We start from the raw sequence: 15,934 nt of genomic DNA on the forward strand, positions 1-15,934 counted from the left end.
TTGAGTATATTTATATATATTCTCGCTTCTCTCTTCTCGCTTCTCGCTTCTCGCTTCTCGCTTCTCGCTTCTCGCTTCTCGCTTCTCGCTTCTCGCTTCTCGCTTCTCGCTTCTCGCTTCTCGCTTCTCGCTTCTCGCTTCTCGCTGAAAAATTCCCTTCGGTTATTTTTCACCTCGTAAAATCTCCATTTAACTATGTTCTTAATTCAAGCAAATTCTCATTTGCTCGTTTTCATATTCCAAAAAATCTTTTTTCAGAATGTAAGACAATAAAGCATACAGGCATTGTTAACTCATCAGGTCGAAAGATACCCACTTCGAAAAGTAGTTTACAAAAATTACAAAACTTGAGCAGTTTAACAATGCCCGCTTTAGTGCTTATAAATAAAATTCATTTAAAATAAGTTGAGAGGTATACATTTATGAATGTTTTTTTTAGAGTTTTATCAGCAGTATTGCTCGTTGCCGTAAGTATATATGCACAAGCGCCACGGAGCGGTCAAATGCAAGCACCGATAACCGCGCCGACGCAATCGCAAATTACGGTCGGCGATTGGAATGCGAGTTTTATTATTATCAGAACTGCGGACGATTTGCGGGAGCTTTCAAGACGAGTGGCGAGCAACAATGAAGCAGAACACAGAAACGGTTTCACTAATGTAATTTTCACTCTTATAAATGATATAAATCTTACCGTTGCACAAAGTAGTCAGTGGGTACCTATCGGCACTTCCGCAAGAAATTTCCAAGGAACATTTGACGGCGGAAACAGCGTTGTGCGTGGAATTGTTGTTGATAATTCGGCACCTATTCAACGCAACTTATTCGGTTTTTTGGGTAATAGAGGAATTATCAGAAATCTCGGTGTAAATGCAGATGTTGCCGAAGGAGACGCTTTAGTCGGCTTAATCGGCACAAACGTCGGCGGAAAAATCGAAAATTCGTTTGTGGAACGAGCGGCGAGCGAACGCCCTGCACAGCAAGTTCAACAGGCAACAGCGCCAACACAATCGCCACAGCAAGCAACACAAGTTACAGTCACCGATTGGAGTGCGAATCAGATTACTATCAGAACCGCAGGCGATTTGCAGGAATTGTCGAGACGGGTAGCAAGTTCCAGAAACGGTTTTTTGGGGATAACTTTTACTCTTGCAAACAATATCCATTTCAGCGCTACTCAAGGCAGTGCTTGGACAACACCGATAGGCAACTTTCGCAACGGATTTCGCGGAGTATTTAACGGTGAAAATAATGTTATAAGCGGAATAATTATTAATACCCCTTCGGATGTCCAAAACCAAAGTAGCTTATTCGGATTTCTGGGGCAAGGTGGAGCAATAAGAAATCTTGGCGTTGTCGCAGTTATCAGAGAAGGAAGTCCGTTAAGAGCATTGGTTGATGTCAATGTTGGCGGCGTAATAGAAAATTCATACGTAGAGAGAATAAACACCGGTGCTGCAACACAAGCACAACGAATTTCTGAATTGGAAGATTCGCTCAGAACAGCTCTATCAGCTGCGACACGTGCTAATGTAGCGCCGGCAACAGCGCAGCCGGGTGTTTTGTCCGCGTCTTGTAAAAGGTGTGCGCAACGCGATGCGCGACGCGGGCGATTTGTTTATTCAGTGCGTCCCGAACTTGTATCAAATTCTTCTATGACGGGTACTGCTATTACTTTTGAATTTGGACGTATCAGCGACAAAGGGCTTTATATGACTTGGGAATTCGGCGGCACTCCTTGGGGCGGCGTATCAGACGGAGGCGGTGGTGGCACCGGCTTTAATATCGGCGTTGCTACCAATTTGGAGAAATCCGTTAAAAGTGTTTTTGGAATTGGCGCAAATTACTATTCGATGTTCTACCGTGGAGATATAAAACGTGTCGATGCCACAGTAGGTAATTGGGAAGAAAGCCGTATGGGTTTCGGCAGAATTTTTTGGAAACTAATGTTTGGAAAAGAAGGTAATCTTGACATTACCAATGCCTTAATGTTCGGCGCAAGATGGAGAAACGAATGGGCAAGTTGGCATAATGGCGGAGATGGTTGGAGTAGCGGTTGGTTGGAGTGGGATAGCGGTTGGGTTCACCGCAACAGCAGAAATTCCGGCTTTAGCGCCACTTATATTCTCGGCGTCGGATACACATTAACCAAATCTAGAACAGGTAGATAAAGGAGAAATTTATGAAAAAGATTTTGAGTATATTAAGCGCATTGCTTTTTTTGTTAATAGCGTCAAGTTGCGGTTATTACGGAGAAGACGAGATGGTTACCGCGTACAGCGTTACTTTTGACGCAAACGGCGGAACGGTTGGTATAAGATCACAAATAGTGGACGCCGGTGTATCCATAACTTTACCAATGCCGACAAGAACCGGAGTGTTTGATTTTGACGGGTGGTATGATTCAGACGGAAGTTTTCGAGGAAGCGGCGGAAATAGATTTACCGTTAATTCCAACATAACGCTTACTGCTCGTTGGACTCAAAGGTTCACAATTACTTTTGATTCACAAGGCGGTTCAAATTATTCACCGCAAACGGTACGTGAAGGCACACAGGTAGCCTTGCCAACACCGACAAGAACAGGATACACGTTTGACGGGTGGTTTAGCGGTGGCGCACGAATTGGCAGCGGCGGACACAACTATACTGTAAATTCTACAATAACACTTTTTGCAGAATGGACAATAAGGCAATTTGTAATAACTTTTAACGCAGGTACAGGAGGCACAGTTGAGCCGACATCACTGACAAGAAATTTTGAACAAACGGTAAGTTTGCCGACACCGACAAGAACAGGGCACACATTTGATGGCTGGTTTACTTCGGCAAGCGGCGGAACAAGAATCAATAATCCTTATACCGTATCGGTAAATTCCGAGAGAACACTTTTTGCGCAGTGGACGATAAACCAACATACTGTGACCTTTAATGCAAACGGCGGCTCTGTAGTCAGCCCTCCGTCTATGCCGCAAAACTTTGGCGCCACAATACAATTGCCGAACGCAACAAGAGTTGGACACACTTTTAACGGTTGGTTTACAGCGACAAGCGGCGGCGAACAGGTAAATACTCCGCTTGTAATTACAGAAGATACAACACTCTTCGCACAATGGACGCCGATAGAATATACGATACCCTTCCACCTCGGCTTGGGTACCGACGACCCCACTGCTACGGTAAATCCCACGTCTATTACCGGAAACTTCGGCGATGCCGTAATTCTTCCGACACCGACAAGAACAGGGCACACATTCAACGGTTGGTGGACATCTATGACAGGAGAAGGCATAAGAATTAGCCCTGTTGAAAGTATGTCTTACACGATTACTGAAAATTCCGACAGAACACTTTATGCGCGTTGGACGGTAAATATGCATATTGTTACTTTGAACGCAAACGGTGGTCGTGTCAGCATAGACGGCGGTTCAACTTTCAGCGATTCGAGACAATTAACAAGAGCATTCGGCGCCACTGCTAATTTGCCGGAAACCATATCGACCATAAATCGAACAGGTTATGATTTTATCGGTTGGTTTACTGAGGCTGATGGCGGAGAGTTGGTTGAAAGTTCTCATACAATCAGAAGCAATCTAATACTTTTTGCCAGATGGACGATAAGACAATTTACGGTGAATTTTGCCGTTAACACAACTGACCCTACCGCTACGGTTAATCCGACAGGTACGACAGATGATTTTAACACCGTAATAACCTTACCGGAGCCGACAAGAGAAGGACATACGTTTAACGGGTGGTGGTGGACAACATCACCAACAATATGGGACACAAGGGTTGGAAATGCGGGCGATAATTTTACGATTACAAGAGACACAACGCTGTTTGCGCAATGGACAATAAACTCGTATGATGTGACTTTGAACGCAAATGGTGGTCAAGTTTCCACAGACAACGGTTGGACTTTTGCTGCCACAAGAACGGTATCAAGAACCTTCGGAAGCTCGTTTACTTTACCGACACCGACAAGAACAGGACATACTTTCAACGGTTGGTTTACTGAAGAAAATGGTGGTGAACAAGTTGAAAGCCCCCTAATTGTAAGAGAAAACACAATGCTGTTTGCGCAATGGGCACTGATACAATATACGATAACATTCAACCTTGGTGCTGGTGCTGCAGACCCTACTGCTACGGTTAATCCGACATCAATAACTGAAGATTTCGGTGAAACTGTAATTTTGCCGACTCCAACAAGGGACGGGCATACATTTACCGGATGGTGGACAACACAGTTAAGCGGTGGAACGCGAATTGACTTTGGGGGAAATACCTCCTATACAATTTCAACCGTTTCTACCAGAACACTTTTTGCACGGTGGACAATAAACTCGTATAATATAACTTTGAATGCGAATGGTGGGGTGGTTAACTTAAGCGATGGTTGGGGTAATGTCTCATCCGGAACTACAAACAGAACCTTCGGAAATTCGTTTATTTTACCGATACCGACAAGAACAGGATTCGATTTCAACGGTTGGTTTACTGAAGAAGACGGCGGAACACAAGTTGAAAGTCCTCTTATAGTCAGTGAAATTACGACGCTTTTTGCGCAATGGACACCAGTGTTTACGACGACTTTCAACCTAAATCCTAATCCTGCTCCTCGAAATATTACAGTTGAGATGCGTAGTTCTTGGCACAGCGGATGGTCTAGTAATGCGTTAAGGATTAGCGTGAACGGAACAAATCGACCGAATGAAACGCTGACATCATCAAGCAGAACTTTTGCATTTGATGTAAATGTTGGTGATCTTATTCAAGTTAACTGGGTAGCTAGTGGTAGTTGGGCAGATGAAGCCGCGTTTGCCATATATTACACAAACGAGCCACCATCCCCTGCATTTAATCCTGCAACAGGAGCTACAAATAATATTGCACGCTTGTTGATTCACAGACAATATAACGGTTTAACTAATACAAGCGCGTCATTAGGTTCATTTACAGTTCCCGGCGAACCTGTGCCTGAGCCTATTACAGCGAATTCAGGAAGTCCTATAACACTTCCTCCGACTCCAACACGTTCCGGATTTACATTTGATGGTTGGTTTACAGAGGCAATCGGCGGTGAATTAGTTGGTTTAGGCGGCAATTCTTTTACGCCTACTGCTACCGGAACAATATTCGCACAATGGACACCAGAAGATTAGAATAAAGAATAAAACAAAGGAGAAAACAAAAATATGGGCAAACATTTCAAGATTCTGACAGCAATCCTACTCGTGGGCGTTATTGCTCACGCACAAACACAACAGACACAACCACAAATTACGGTTGCAGATTGGGGGGCGCCGGTTATTATCATCAGAACTGCGGACGATTTACGGGAACTTTCAAGACGAGTGGCGAGCAACAATGAAGCAGAACGCAGAAACGGATTTGCAGGAGTAACGTTTGTTCTTGCAAACAACATCGATTTTACAGCAACTCAAGGTAATCTATGGATACCAATTGGCAGTTCTGCAAGAAATTTTCAAGGGACATTCGATGGTGGCAACAGCATTGTGCGCGGAATAGTTGTTGATAACTCAGCGAGTATTCAACGCGGTTTATTCGGATTTTTGGGCGAAAACGGAATTATCAGAAATCTCAGGGTTAATGCAGAGGTTGCCGAAGGAAACGCATTGAGCGGATTGATAAACACAAATGCCGGCGGAAAAATCGAAAATTCATTTGTAGAGCGCGTACAGACAGAACGTCCGGCAATAGCGCAAATACAAGTCAGACAACCACAAATTACTGTTGAGGATTGGAACGCAAACCGAATTACTATCAGAACTATGCACGACTTACAGGAATTGGCAAGACGTATAACAAGTCCCGATGTAGAAAGGCATAGAAACGGTTTTGCGGGAGTGACTTTTACTTTGGCTAACGACATTAATTTCAGCGCTGTACAAAGCAACGCTTGGACCACACCAATCGGCAATTTACGCAATGGGTTTCGCGGAATATTTAATGGCGAAAATAATGTTATAAGCGGAATAATTATCAGCAACTCTTCGGATAACCAAAATCAAAACAGTTTGTTCGGATATTTGGGGCACGGCGGAGCAATCAGAAATCTTGGCGTTATCGCAGTTGTCAGAGAGGGAAACCCGTTAAGAGCATTAGTTGATGTAAATCTTGGCGGAGTAATAGAAAATTCATATGTAGAGAGAATAAACACCGAAGAACAGACGCAAGCGCAACTAATTTCGGAACTAAGAGAAGAACTTAGCACTACTAACAAAAGATTAGCGACAGCTCAAGCACCGAGACCTGTTCCGGTGTGCCCGCCTTGTCAAAAATGTAGCAACCGCGCAGACAGACGCGGACATTTTGTGTTTTCTGTCCGTCCGGAATTTGTTTCAAATTCTGTAATGACAGGCAACAGTATCGCTTTTGAATTCGGACGCATCACCGACAATAACCGTTATCTGACTTGGGAATTTGGTGGTACTCCTTTTCTTTTAGCAAACGGTGGAGGTGGCGGAACACGTCTTAATATAGGCGTAGCTTCCGATTTAGAAAGACCTGTAGTAAGTGTTTTTGGAATCAGCGCTGATTTTTATGGTATGAATTATGAAGTCAAATTTGTTCAACGTGGGTCGGTAATAGAAACTGCACGTGGTTCCGATATAGGTTTCGGCAGTATTTTTTGGAAATTGATGTTTGGAAAAGAAGGTAGATTCGACATAACCAACAGGTTGATGCTCGGAAACAGAAAAACTCCGGTTTGGAATGATTCCGTTAGAGACATTTGGGGCAACAACGTCGGCGGATACAGCAGCACCGTATCCGGAACAGGTGCTACTTATTTCTTGGGTATCGGATACACTTTAACCCAAAACAGAAGATAAGAGAGGGAAAGTTTTTATGAAAAAGATTTTAGGTGCGTTTAGCGTGTTGCTTTGTTTGTTGATGGTTGGGGGATGCGGCTTTTATGGGGACGAGATCGAGATAAATGTTGCCGTACCTGTACAGCGTGTCACCGTGACATTTAATTCGCAAGGCGGTACAAGTTTTTCGTCGCAAACAGTAAATGCAGGACAATCTGTTTGGTTGCCAACTCCAAGCCGCAGCGGATTCGTTTTTAACGGTTGGTTTACGTCGTCAAGCGGTGGGTCGCGAGTTGGTTGGGGAGAAACTAATTTAACTGTATGGGAAAACAGAACACTTTGGGCACAGTGGACGGCAACAACGCCAAGTCAATTTACAGTGACTTTTAACGCAAACGGAGGAACGGTAAGCCCTACATCAAGAGTGGTAAATGCAGGAACATCAACAACATTACCGACACCGACAAGAAGCGGGTTTACATTTAACGGCTGGTTTACATCATCAAGTGGTGGTACAAGAGTTGGAGGTGCAGGAAGCAGTTATACGGTAAATTCAAACATAACGCTTTGGGCACAGTGGACGGCAACCCCAAGCCAATTTACAGTGACATTTAACGCAAACGGAGGAACGGTAAGCCCTACGTCAAGAGTGGTAAATGCAGGAACACCAACAACATTACCGACACCGACAAGAAGCGGGTTTACATTTAACGGGTGGTTTACGTCATCAAGTGGTGGTACAAGAGTTGGAAGTGCGGGAGATAGTTATTGGGTGAATTCTAACATAACACTTTGGGCACAGTGGACATCAATATCGTCGTCTATAATAATCCTGTCTCTCAACGTTCCGGCAACTGTTAGTATAACATCTGGAGTAAGGCGAGAAGTAAGGTTTACTGCACCATCTACGGGAACTTATATATTTCAATCTTCAAATAGAGGTTCGTTAGACCCTACAGCATATACCGCTTTAACTGGTGGTAGCATTATTGATGATGATAGTGCAGGAGACCGCAATTTTTGGTTTTCACGCGCTTTGACAGCGGGGCAAACATTTACTTTTTGGGCAGGCGTTTGGAATAATACGGGAACTGGCAGCTACACAGTAACTGTCACGCGTTAATAATACAATAAGAAAGGAAATATATGAATAAACAAATCAAGCTACTGACAATAATCCTATTTATAGGCATTATTGTCAACGCGCAGGCGCAGATTACAGTTGCTGATTGGGGTACTCCGGTTATTATCATCAGAACCGCGGACGATTTGCGGGAACTTTCGCGACGGGTGGCGAGTGAGAATGACGAAGAGCACAGAAACGGCTTTGCGGGGGCAATTTTTGTCCTTGCAAACGACATCAATTTTACCGCAGCGCAAAGTTCGCAGTGGATTCCTATCGGTAATTTCACTCGACATTTCAGCGGAACTTTTGACGGCGGCAACAAAGCTGTGCGCGGAATAGTTATAGATAATTCTTCGACTGTTCAACGCGGTTTATTCGGCTTTTTGGGAGAAGGTGGCGTTATCAGAAACCTCGGCGTTGCTGCCGATATTGCGGAAGGAAACGCGTTAAGCGGTTTGGTCGGCACAAACTTCGGCGGAAAAATCGAAAATTCGTTTGTGGAAAGAGTAGCTGTCGAACGTGTAGCGCCGCAAGTTCAACAAAGACAAGCAGAAGTCGTAGCACATAGAGGTACGCAAGAATCGGAATCGGTGCTTGGAATTTTTGTTCGTGATTTACAAATCGCAGTCAATGACCTTTCGCAAAGAAACGCAAAATTGGAAAGAGATATTGAAATTATTAAAAACCGCCTACAACGCCCAACTTTTGTGTTTTCCGTTCGCCCAGAATTTGTGCGCCACTCTTCAATGAAGGGAAGCAGTATAACTTATGAATTCGGACGTATTACCAATAATAATCTTTACATAACGTTTGAATTCGGCGGCACTCCTTTTGCCGCTATTGACGGACGCGGCGGTGGCGGAGGTATAGGTCTCAATGTCGGCTGGGCTTCAGATTTGGAAAAGCCGATAACAGTTGTCTTGGGTGGCGGTCCGAACTGGTATATTATGGGGTATGAAAGAAGAGTTGTTCGCAATAACACAAATTCAAATCATTGGAATTACAATTCTTGGGATCTCAACTTTGGTTGGGCGAGAGTCTTTGGGAAATTACTGCTTGGCAGAACTTCTAATTTCGACATCACCAATGCGATAATGTTCGGAATGCGAGAAGAGCAAGTATGGGAGTGGAATCAATGGAGTTGGGGCGGTGAAGGCAGATACGACCTCTATTGGGACTACAGATTTAGCGCCACTTACCATTTGAGCGTAGGGTACACATTAACCAGATCAAGATCGCTGAAATAAGGAGAGGAAAAGCAATGAAAAAAATTTTGTATATATTTAGTATCTTATTTTGCTTGCTGGCAGTTGTAGGTTGTGGCTATTATGGAGACGACTTGGTAGAGCCTAATCTGCATACAATCCAAAGAGACAATAGATTGATAAATAGCGGTAATGTTTGGGCGTCCGGCACCAGCAATAATAGTCAGGGATTTGTTTTCAATTCAAACGGAACATATAGAGACGTACTATTCGATTCTTGGAATAATATTTGGCGGATCCGTGGTACCGGCGAATGGCACACAACAAATAACAATCGGCTGTTTCTCAATGGTTCCGATTATGGTACTTACACAATATCGGGCAACACTTTGTCCATCGGTTGGTCAGGAACTTACACCTTGAGAAGCGGTACTATTAGTTGGTAGCGAAGAATAAAAATTTAACAAATAAAGGAGTTTTTTTATGTTTAACTTAAAAAAAATTATCTCTGTAATGCTTGCAGCTCTTGCGGTTGCTTGGGCGGACGAGATGATTGAGATTACGACGAATCCCGCAGGGGCGAGGATTTATATGAATGATTCTTTTCTGGGGGTGTCGCCTGTAACGATTCCGAACGCGCACTTGGGAAATGTCATTATTCGTGCAGAATTACAAGGTTTTTTCGGACATGAAGTTCATTTTATAAATCATACGGGAAGTTCGCGAAATATATCTTTAACATTGCGAAATCGCTCGCAACAACAAGGGCAAGTCGCTACTGCACAACGTCCGCAGCAACAAGGGCAAGTGGTCAGACCTGAAGACGGTCAGCAACGCGCTGCTGCCAATATTGATGAAATGCCTGCAACACGATCGACACCAACATTGGCGAGCATAAACTGCGCGGTTGTCAAAGAAGCGGTAGAGGGTTTGGACGAAATGACTAAAGGCAGAGATTTCCAAAGAACACAAGGAAGAATTGCACGATTTACAAGAAATGCACAAAGAGTAGAAACGGTAATGCGCGTCAGCGGAATGAGCAGCTCGGCTCCATCTGCGACCGCTATGGCAGGACTTTCAATCGAAATGTTGCGAACTATAAACGATGTAAACAGACAAATTATGGAATTTAACGGAGCGCAAGTAAATCCTTGTACAGAAAGCGGATTTTCAGAATTGCAGAAACTTAACGAAAGTTTGAATCCGGGCACATTCTTACCTTTGATTGTTCGAGCAAGTTTTGCAACACTCCCCCCGCCTGTAGTAGAGCCGTTTAGATTAAATCCGGTTGCGGCACTTGTAATGTTTGCTTGGATTATGGAAGATTATAATTTAACCAGAGACCAAGCCTTAGCTATTATAACCGCAGCTCTTGCTTCAACACAAGGAAGCGTTTATCACATAGCGGGTGAAATCAGAAACGCTTCGGGACCGCAAAAAGTGCAAATTACTATGCTTTTGTCGTTTTCCAGCGGTGTTCTTGCGGCAACAGTTCCGCAATTGAGAGAAATGACAAGACAAATACAAAGGATAAGAACGGCAAAAGAAGGCGCTATTTAACCGATATAAGGGCAGTATCTGCCTGCCCTTGTTTAAAATTAACAGACGTTGTTAACTTATCAAGTAGATGGTACAATAAAATTTAACATATAAAGGAGTTTTTGTGTTTAAACTAAAAAAAGCAGTCCCCGTTATCCTTGCAACACTTGTGAGTGTTTGGGCAAACAGCGGAGTAGAAATTGTCACACATCCCGCAGGAGCGAGGATTTATATGAATGGGAATTATTTGGGAGTGTCGCCTCTGACAGCCTCAAATGTTCCTTTGGGCAACGTTGTTTTTATTGCAGAACTACAAGGTTTTTGGGAACACGAGGTTCATTTTGTTAACCGTTCCGGAAGAGCGTGGAGATTAAATATGTCTCTGCAAGAACTAAATGGAAATCGTCAACAAACTCCTGTTTTTACAGCTAAACCATCTGCTCCGGAGATAATTCAACAGCAAGCCGCACCGCAACAAGACCAAGAAGTCGTTCGAGCAGAAGATACTCCCGTGCAACAACGTCCACAGGAAACGACCGAGCAAATTTCGCTCAGCGGCATAAACTGCGCAGTTGTCAATGAAGCGGTTGCAGGTTTGGACGAAATGACAAAAGGCAGAGACTTCCAAAGAACACAGGGAAGAATTACACGATTTACAAGAAATGCACAAAGAGTTGAGACTATTATGCGCGCTCAAGGAATGAGCAGTTCTGCTCCTTCGACATTTGCTATCGCAGGACTCTCAATAGAATTACTCAGAACTGTAAACGACGTAAACAAACAAATTATGGAATTTAACGGCGCAGAAATAAACGCTTGCACAGAAACCGGATTTGCAGAGTTGGTAAGACTTGATGAAAATTTAGACCCGCTCACATTTTTGCCTTTAATTCTTCGCGCAAGTTTTGCAACACTTCCCAGAGCAGTAGTAGATCCTTGGAGAATGAATCCGAGAGCGGCTCTTATTATGTTTGCTTGGATTTTGGAAGATTATAATTTGACACCGGAGCAGGCAACGGCAATCGTAAGCGCCGCCCTTGCTGCATCACAAGGAAGCGTTTATGACATCAGAAACGAAATTTCGAGTGCGTCAGGACCGCAAAAAGTGCAAATTACAACAATTTTAACTTTCTCAACCGGTACTCTCACAGTAGGTGTTCAACAATTAAGAACGATGACTAAAGAAATACAGAGAATCAGAGCCAATATAAGAGGTGAAATTTAACAAACAAAAGGAGGAGTTTTTTATGTTTAGAATGAAAAAAATTGCTTTTATAATGCTTGTAGCGCTTGTTTTTAGCGCGTTTGCATTCGAGCAGAGCAGAATTGCGGTCGGCATACCGATGTTTTCGACCGAAGCGGGAATGAACGAAAACTTGCAGCAATATGCAAGAGCGGTAACTGAAAATGTTGTCGCACTCGTTACAAGTTCCAGAAGATTTACCGTTGTAAACAGAACGGGCTTGGATATGGTCGATGACGAGCTCAGATTCCAAAGAACAGACAATTCGTTTTTGGATAATTTTGATTTTCAAGTAAGAGACGAGGCGATTGCCGCCGAAAAACTGATTATGGGACATATCAACAACCTTGCAATTCAGTTGATAAGAAATCCCAACGGGTCGATTGCCGGCTACAGAGCAAATGTATCTCTTACGCTTAATGTTACCAATGTCGAGACACGCGAAGCAACGGAATCACGGACTTTTAACGGAGTAATGTCGCCTCAAATGGCAACAATTCAAAGTGCTTTAACTTCGTCGTTGAATTCGTTGAACGGCGATATTTCAAACTGGCTGAAAGCCGAATTTCCCGTAGAAACCGCTATTGCCGAAATTACCGAAACCAGAAGAAACAGCGCGCGAAACGTACGGGTTTTCGGAGCGGCAGATTACGGTTTCAGCGTCGGAAGCGAATTTAATGTCGTAAGCGTCAGAGAAATAAGCGGAAGAACGCTTCGCTCCACAATAGGAACAATAAAAATAACCTCTCTCTCCGGTGATTTTTCGGAAGCGGAAGTTTTAAGCGGCGGCGAAGAAATTTTGACTCAATTTAACGCAGGCGCAACAATTTTATGTCAATTACAGGTCTCAGACGGACGTGGGAGAAGAAGATGATGGTATTTACGAAATATTTTGCTTGTTTTTTGCTGTGTCTGTTTTCGATTACAACAACTTCTTGCGCTCGAAGACAGCAATTCTCTCCGACCCAAACAACTTACGTAACAAGCGACGGCAATACAATAACAATGAGAGCGTCCGGGGTTGGAGCAAGCCAACAGGACGCGCTGAGCGATGCCGAGATGAGAGTGTTTGACGTTATTTTGTTTCGCGGAGTTCCCGAATCGCAGCACAGAAGACCGCTCGTAAGCACCAATGAATCGGCAGAAATGATGAGAAACAGCCCGTATTTTGCGGACTTTTACAATGGAAAACGTTTCAAATCGTTTATAGTCAGTTCGAGACCGGTCGGCGGTTTTACAAAATTAGCAGGCAGGCAGTATCAAACAACTGCCGAGGTAAGAGTAAACCTTGCGAATTTACGCAGGGATTTGGAACAACGTGATATAATAAGAAGTTTTGGCTTTTAATTAAGGAGAAAAAGCAATGAAAATTAAACAGATTTTGACGACAAGTATTTTGATGGTGTGCATCACTGCAAGCGGGATTTTAGCACAACGTCCGGCGATTATGGTTATTCCTTTTACCAAAGAGGGCGAGGATATAAGAACGATTTTGGAAGACGATGTTAATAAGCGTATTGTTATAACAGAAGTTCAGAGAGGATTTAACAACCGCGATTTTCAAACAGTGGACTTTTTGGCAAGGTTGAGAGCGGCAAATATGCGCGACGTTCTTGCAAGTGATAATCAGGCGGACATCAAAGACGCCATTGTTTCGGGGTCAGGTGCGGAAATTTATGTATCTGTAGAAATCGTTATGGATATATCACCAAACAGAAGCCGCGAAAGTTGGGTACGCCTAATAATGACTGCTTATGATATTGCAACCGGTGCCTCTTTATCAAATATGATAGGAGAAAGCGGACGTTTCTTTACGGACGACGTATCGCGCCTTGCGCAAAGAGCGGCAGTTCAGGGAATCGAAGAGTTTTTGAATACTATGCAGGCAAGTTTTGACAACATAGTACAAAACGGAAGACCGCTTGTTATTGATATAGGCATTGCTCACGGCTCGGAACTTACAATGTCTTCACGAGTTGGCTCCGATAATCAGCAACTTTCAAGAGCCATAGAAACTTGGATAGCCGATAATGCTTACCAAGGCGTTTATACCAGACAAGGAAGAACAGCCAACCGCTTGTCGTTTGACGATGTTCGCATTCCGCTGAGAAGAGCCAACGGTCGACCGTTTACTGTAGGTATGTTTGAAGACCAACTGAGCGATCTTTTCGAAGAATTGGGCGTCACCGCAGAAATTTCGGCAGTTCGCAGCACAATATCAATTTCGATACGGTAAGCAAAAGGAGTATATATGCTTAAAAAATGTTTATTTTTTGCCGTATGCTTTGCTGTATCCGTAAGTGCCGTTTCGTTGGAAGATGTCGGAAGAATTGCCCTTTCGGTGGTTGTTCCGGACGTTATACGAGACATCGACGCCTCTCACAGACCCGTGCTTGAAACAAGGATAAAACAAGTTGTTTCAGGTGCTGGATTGGCGGCTTCGGGGGGGGACGGAAATTTTATTATTTATCCGAACTTTACGATTATTCAAACCGACCTCGTAGAAACGGGAATGCAAAATATAACGAGAGTAAGAGCGGAAATTACTTTGTTTGTAAAACAGGTCGATAACGGCTTATTATTCGGCACGGTAAGCAGAGAAGTTACGGGTTCCGGAAGAACAAAAAACGACGCCATCAGAAGTGCAATCCAAGCGCTCCCCACAAGACATTCTGAATTTACGGCTTTTCTTGAAAATTCAAAAGAAAGAATTGTTGAATATTACGAAGTTCGATGCTGGGATATAATCGGAAGAGCCGACGGATATATACGCCGTCAAATGCACGAAGAAGCAATAGCGGTGTTATTGACTATCCCCGAAGAAGTTGCCGTTTGTTATGCAAAAATCACCGGAAGATTAGTGCAAGCATTTAACGCGCATCAAAACCAAATTTGTAGAGAATTGATGCACAGAGCAAACACTTTAATGGCGGCAAGAGACCATTTCGGCGCTTTAGAAGCTATAGGACAAATAAGCCCGTTGTCGAATTGTTATGCTGAATCGATGATGATATTACAATCAATAGAAACGGCAATCGAAGAGCAAGAGCGCGAAAAATGGAACTTGGCAATGCGATTACATAACGAAGCACGAGAACTTGAGCAGAGAAATTTTCAAGCGGCGCAAGCAAGACACGCAGCTCGCGACAAATTGGAAGCCCAAAAGATTGAAGCGGCAAAAGCGATAAAAATCGAACGCCTCAGAAATCAACCCACCGTAGTTTACAGAAACATCATTTGGTGGTAAAAAAATGAAAAAAGCAGTTTTTTTTATTCTTTTATCCTTTTGCCTTGTACTTGCAGGGCGAAAGGAATTTATCCGCGAATATACGTATCAGGCAAGCGAAATGGACAGCAAAGTAAGCGCTCGCACAAACGCTTCTGTAGAAATACGCAACATTCTGCTGCGAGAAATCGGACAGTTTGTTTTTTCGCAGCAAGTTTTGATAGACGATGAATTTTTTGAGAGAGCGCTGGCTGTTACTGCAGGGGTTGTCGAAATGACGATAATAAATGAAAGTTGGAATGGTCGCGAATACCGAATGAAAGCAAGAATGGTCGTTGATACAAGAGACGTAGAAAGACGAATTAATGCGATTATGCAGGACTTTAGAAGATCAGAAGAAATGAGATTGGCGAGAGAGCGGTTGATGGAGTTCAGAGCGCAGGCAATGAATATGAGAAACAATCAAATGCCGTTTGGTTCGTACCAAGAAATAATGACAGCCCTTGCAAGCGAAGATGATTTCACTTTTGGAGTAGTCGCATACGAAAACGGACAATTCAGAGAGGCGTTAAATCATCTGAACAAAGCACTAAGAAGAAACAGAACGCCTGCAAACGTCCACTATATGCTCGGAAAAACATATCTTGGTCTAAACAACCAAAGACAAGCCGATCGCCACTTTAAACGAGCCGCAGACATGGGACACCCCGGCGCACAGTTTCGACAAAGAACGCAAGGATATAGGAGGTAAGGTTAA

13 protein-coding genes are annotated in these 15,934 nt (G+C 43.5%); all 13 read left to right on the forward strand.

The window, feature by feature from the left end:
• Positions 1-503: 503 nt before the first annotated feature.
• The 13 genes from FWE23_08685 to FWE23_08745 all read left to right on the forward strand — a co-directional run bounded on the left by FWE23_08685 (position 504) and on the right by FWE23_08745 (position 15,928).
• Entirely contained in the window at positions 504-2,171 is a 1,668-nt protein-coding gene (locus tag FWE23_08685) for a hypothetical protein (protein MCL2845505.1), read from the forward strand.
• 11 nt (positions 2,172-2,182) lie between these two features.
• Positions 2,183-5,167, forward strand: coding sequence for an InlB B-repeat-containing protein (locus FWE23_08690; protein ID MCL2845506.1), 2,985 nt, complete (start codon positions 2,183-2,185; stop codon positions 5,165-5,167).
• 33 nt (positions 5,168-5,200) lie between these two features.
• Positions 5,201-6,859, forward strand: a complete 1,659-nt coding sequence (locus FWE23_08695; GenBank protein ID MCL2845507.1) for a hypothetical protein — start codon at positions 5,201-5,203, stop codon at positions 6,857-6,859.
• Positions 6,860-6,875: 16 nt separating this feature from the next.
• Entirely contained in the window at positions 6,876-7,961 is a 1,086-nt protein-coding gene (locus tag FWE23_08700) for an InlB B-repeat-containing protein (protein MCL2845508.1), read from the forward strand.
• 23 nt (positions 7,962-7,984) lie between these two features.
• Complete coding sequence (locus tag FWE23_08705) at positions 7,985-9,211, forward strand: hypothetical protein (GenBank protein MCL2845509.1); 1,227 nt, start codon at positions 7,985-7,987, stop codon at positions 9,209-9,211.
• A 92-nt stretch (positions 9,212-9,303) separates the two neighbouring features.
• Positions 9,304-9,615, forward strand: a complete 312-nt coding sequence (locus FWE23_08710) for a hypothetical protein (GenBank protein MCL2845510.1) — start codon at positions 9,304-9,306, stop codon at positions 9,613-9,615.
• A gap of 37 nt (positions 9,616-9,652) precedes the next feature.
• A complete protein-coding gene (locus FWE23_08715) occupies positions 9,653-10,729 on the forward strand; it encodes a PEGA domain-containing protein (GenBank protein ID MCL2845511.1) in 1,077 nt (358 codons plus the stop codon).
• Positions 10,730-10,832: 103 nt separating this feature from the next.
• Entirely contained in the window at positions 10,833-11,933 is a 1,101-nt protein-coding gene (locus tag FWE23_08720) for a PEGA domain-containing protein (protein ID MCL2845512.1), read from the forward strand.
• Between the two features lie 22 nt (positions 11,934-11,955).
• Positions 11,956-12,825: a hypothetical protein gene (locus FWE23_08725; protein MCL2845513.1), complete on the forward strand. Its 870-nt coding sequence runs from the start codon at positions 11,956-11,958 to the stop codon at positions 12,823-12,825.
• Positions 12,822-13,298, forward strand: coding sequence for a hypothetical protein (locus FWE23_08730; protein ID MCL2845514.1), 477 nt, complete (start codon positions 12,822-12,824; stop codon positions 13,296-13,298). The genes FWE23_08725 and FWE23_08730 overlap by 4 nt, the downstream gene beginning before the upstream one ends.
• Positions 13,299-13,314: 16 nt before the next feature.
• The gene (locus FWE23_08735) at positions 13,315-14,187 is read left to right on the forward strand and encodes a DUF6175 family protein (GenBank protein MCL2845515.1); all 873 of its coding nucleotides are present in this window, start codon (positions 13,315-13,317) and stop codon (positions 14,185-14,187) included.
• A gap of 15 nt (positions 14,188-14,202) precedes the next feature.
• Positions 14,203-15,198: a hypothetical protein gene (locus FWE23_08740; protein ID MCL2845516.1), complete on the forward strand. Its 996-nt coding sequence runs from the start codon at positions 14,203-14,205 to the stop codon at positions 15,196-15,198.
• Positions 15,199-15,202: 4 nt separating this feature from the next.
• On the forward strand, positions 15,203-15,928 hold the full coding sequence (locus tag FWE23_08745; protein ID MCL2845517.1) for a tetratricopeptide repeat protein: 726 nt from the start codon (positions 15,203-15,205) through the stop codon (positions 15,926-15,928).
• Positions 15,929-15,934 lie beyond the last annotated feature (6 nt).

It is taken from the genome of Chitinivibrionia bacterium (assembly GCA_009779925.1).
Lineage (GTDB): Bacteria > Fibrobacterota > Chitinivibrionia > Chitinivibrionales > Chitinivibrionaceae > WRFX01.

Excerpts from the sequence above, each read along its gene's own strand:
- FWE23_08730 (MCL2845514.1), top strand. The coding sequence starts at position 12,822 with ATGATGGTATTTACGAAATATTTTGCTTGTTTTTTGCTGTGTCTGTTT.
- FWE23_08700 (MCL2845508.1), top strand. The coding sequence starts at position 6,876 with ATGAAAAAGATTTTAGGTGCGTTTAGCGTGTTGCTTTGTTTGTTGATG.
- FWE23_08725 (MCL2845513.1), top strand. The coding sequence starts at position 11,956 with ATGTTTAGAATGAAAAAAATTGCTTTTATAATGCTTGTAGCGCTTGTT.
- FWE23_08690 (MCL2845506.1), top strand. The coding sequence starts at position 2,183 with ATGAAAAAGATTTTGAGTATATTAAGCGCATTGCTTTTTTTGTTAATA.
- FWE23_08705 (MCL2845509.1), top strand. The coding sequence starts at position 7,985 with ATGAATAAACAAATCAAGCTACTGACAATAATCCTATTTATAGGCATT.
- FWE23_08715 (MCL2845511.1), top strand. The coding sequence starts at position 9,653 with ATGTTTAACTTAAAAAAAATTATCTCTGTAATGCTTGCAGCTCTTGCG.
- FWE23_08685 (MCL2845505.1), top strand. The coding sequence starts at position 504 with ATGCAAGCACCGATAACCGCGCCGACGCAATCGCAAATTACGGTCGGC.
- FWE23_08695 (MCL2845507.1), top strand. The coding sequence starts at position 5,201 with ATGGGCAAACATTTCAAGATTCTGACAGCAATCCTACTCGTGGGCGTT.
- FWE23_08735 (MCL2845515.1), top strand. The coding sequence starts at position 13,315 with ATGAAAATTAAACAGATTTTGACGACAAGTATTTTGATGGTGTGCATC.
- FWE23_08740 (MCL2845516.1), top strand. The coding sequence starts at position 14,203 with ATGCTTAAAAAATGTTTATTTTTTGCCGTATGCTTTGCTGTATCCGTA.
- FWE23_08745 (MCL2845517.1), top strand. The coding sequence starts at position 15,203 with ATGAAAAAAGCAGTTTTTTTTATTCTTTTATCCTTTTGCCTTGTACTT.